This window comes from Moorena sp. SIO2C4, from assembly GCF_010672485.1.
Taxonomy (GTDB): Bacteria; Cyanobacteriota; Cyanobacteriia; order Cyanobacteriales; family Coleofasciculaceae; genus Moorena; species Moorena producens.
This window is the reverse complement of record NZ_JAAHGN010001193.1, coordinates 1-2,138: the sequence shown is the minus strand read 5'-3', so window position 1 is coordinate 2,138 and position 2,138 is coordinate 1. Positions and strand designations below refer to the sequence as shown.

Here is a 2,138-nt window from a genome sequence, read left to right as displayed (position 1 = left end):
CCCGACGCTGTTCCTAACTATCGGGAATCGGGAATCGGGAATCGGGAATCGGGAATCGGGAATCGGGAATCGGGAATCGGGAATCGGGAATCGGGAATCGGGAATCGGGAATTGGTAATCGGGAAACAATCTTGTTTAACCGATTACTATGACAACCGCAATCAGCGTGTTTTTATATGATTTGTAAACACAGGTATTGCAGAAATTTGCTTGCATACAAGAGGCAAAAGGCAAGATTGTCAAGAGATTCGGAGTGTTATTTTACAATAAAAAAATACCTCAATGGTTTACATCTCATTTGGAAACCATTGAGCGCGATCGCTAATACAAAAAAATGCCCTAAACAGGGCATTTTGTCAGTTGTCCTACGGAGTAGTGTTTAAAACGTTGTCTTTGTAGTGGTTGTGGTCCCTAAATGCCCACATCACCAAGAATTTCTGTCTTCCAAATCGCTAATTATGCCCCTAAGCAGCCATTTCTTCCATCATCATCGCCATTTGCTGCTTGGCAAGAATGTTTTTCATGTGCTTCTTCACCGTATTGAGGGTAACAAACAGTTCTGCAGCAATCTCTTTGTAGGAGTAATTGACTCGACGCAGTAACCAGACTTCTGCCTCACGGGCAGTTAAGCCATATTTCTGAACTTCAGCTAGGGCTATACTATGAATGGATTGACGTTGGTCTTCGAGGGTAACTATAATATAACGCTGCTCAGATATCCTCAGGTTGAGCCATCTAGCCCGAATCCGAAAGGTTGTGGAGTGACTCGTAGTAATCTCTGAATCTATAATTACAGATTGATGGGCATAGAATTCATCACTTTCTTTCAAGGCTTGGCAGACACGCCAGATTTCTTTAGGCACCACCGTAAAATGTTTGCTGTTCGGAGTAAGTTGCTCACAAAGAACACGAGCGGTTTCATTGCTATGAACCAAATCTCCTTGTGTATTCAGAATTAAAACACCGTCAATAAAACCTTCTAGTACTCCTTGCAGTAGACCATTGTCTAACTGTTGCACCTGAGGAGCGGATTTTTCTAGAGTGTTGGTGAGAGTATACATGGTCTGTTGACGCACTAACTGGATTTAAACTGTTTAGGTGTGCTTGACCCATTAAGAATTAAATTCGCCACGAGTCGCACCTGTTGAATCACACTTGGCTTAGCCATTTGTTACAGCACCTCTCAACCAGGGTTTTCGCAAAAAAATCCGACAAAAATTTTTTTTGGGCTTTTTTGCGAAAAACCCCCCGATCACTCGTGTAAATAAATACTGGGTGACTTTTGCCATTCCCCAACATTGATGCCTAAGATGTCTAGGGATGGTCAATACTGAGTCCAGTCTTCGGGCTGCCCTTTGTAGCGCTTCTCATGGGGAGTAGAGGTTAGTAGTTAGTGTAAGCATCTACCAACATAAACAACAAACTACTAACAACTAACTTGAGAACCGCTATCGATAGACTAATGCGTACTAAACACGATTGACCGTAGGTCACGCTACGCGATCGCATTTACAACAGGGACATAACCGATGAAAAATCTAGATCGAATACTCCGTCAGCTGATAGTTGAAGCATGTAATCATCCACCATTAAGTCTGGAACGTCGGCAAAAACTGAGCGAGGTACATCTACTAGTGATGAAATCCGGCAAGCTTTGGAAAGAATATAGCTCTTATTATAATGACGCTCTCCAAGAGATGTGGGAATATTGCTGTGGCCATCCTGAAGAGTATGACCCGACTATCAAAGGTGTGATTACTTGGCTCGACGATGAACTAAAAAAGCGACTGAGACGATTTCGAGATGCTGGCTATAGGCAACAGAAGCGGCAAATTACTGGCCTAAGCACAGAGGAAGGTAAAACTATTGACCCTGTAGATAGGGTACCAGCTGCTCCTGATCTACAGCCAGTTATGAAAATATGGCAAAAAACCTTGGATTGGGTTAAGACAGACCCAGACGGAGTATTACGTCAGACTTGCTTTAGGAAACGCCCTGAGATTAATGCCCAAGTCCTAATCCAGGGCGACTCCCTCCTGATCAGCCTTGGAAAACGATTGCAGCAGAATTTAAGCTAACCCCACCAGAGCTAAAGATTTGCCCAAATTCTATAACCGTAAATGCTTACCCCTGTTACA

The 2,138-nt window shown here is 43.3% G+C and carries 2 protein-coding genes; one reads left to right on the top strand and one right to left on the bottom strand.

Annotated elements, in window-relative coordinates:
* Positions 1 to 464: 464 nt before the first annotated feature.
* Positions 465 to 1,061 carry a helix-turn-helix transcriptional regulator gene (locus tag F6K20_RS35465; RefSeq protein ID WP_008183441.1) on the bottom strand — a complete coding sequence of 199 codons (597 nt, stop codon included), beginning with the start codon at positions 1,059 to 1,061 and terminating at the stop codon, positions 465 to 467.
* Between the two features lie 468 nt (positions 1,062 to 1,529).
* Between F6K20_RS35465 and F6K20_RS35460 the strand changes: the two genes are divergently transcribed.
* A complete protein-coding gene (locus F6K20_RS35460; protein WP_287297947.1) occupies positions 1,530 to 2,078 on the top strand; it encodes a sigma-70 family RNA polymerase sigma factor in 549 nt (182 codons plus the stop codon).
* Positions 2,079 to 2,138 lie beyond the last annotated feature (60 nt).

Coding starts and splice junctions, on each gene's coding strand:
- F6K20_RS35465 (WP_008183441.1), bottom strand. CDS start 1,061: ATGTATACTCTCACCAACACTCTAGAAAAATCCGCTCCTCAGGTGCAA.
- F6K20_RS35460 (WP_287297947.1), top strand. CDS start 1,530: ATGAAAAATCTAGATCGAATACTCCGTCAGCTGATAGTTGAAGCATGT.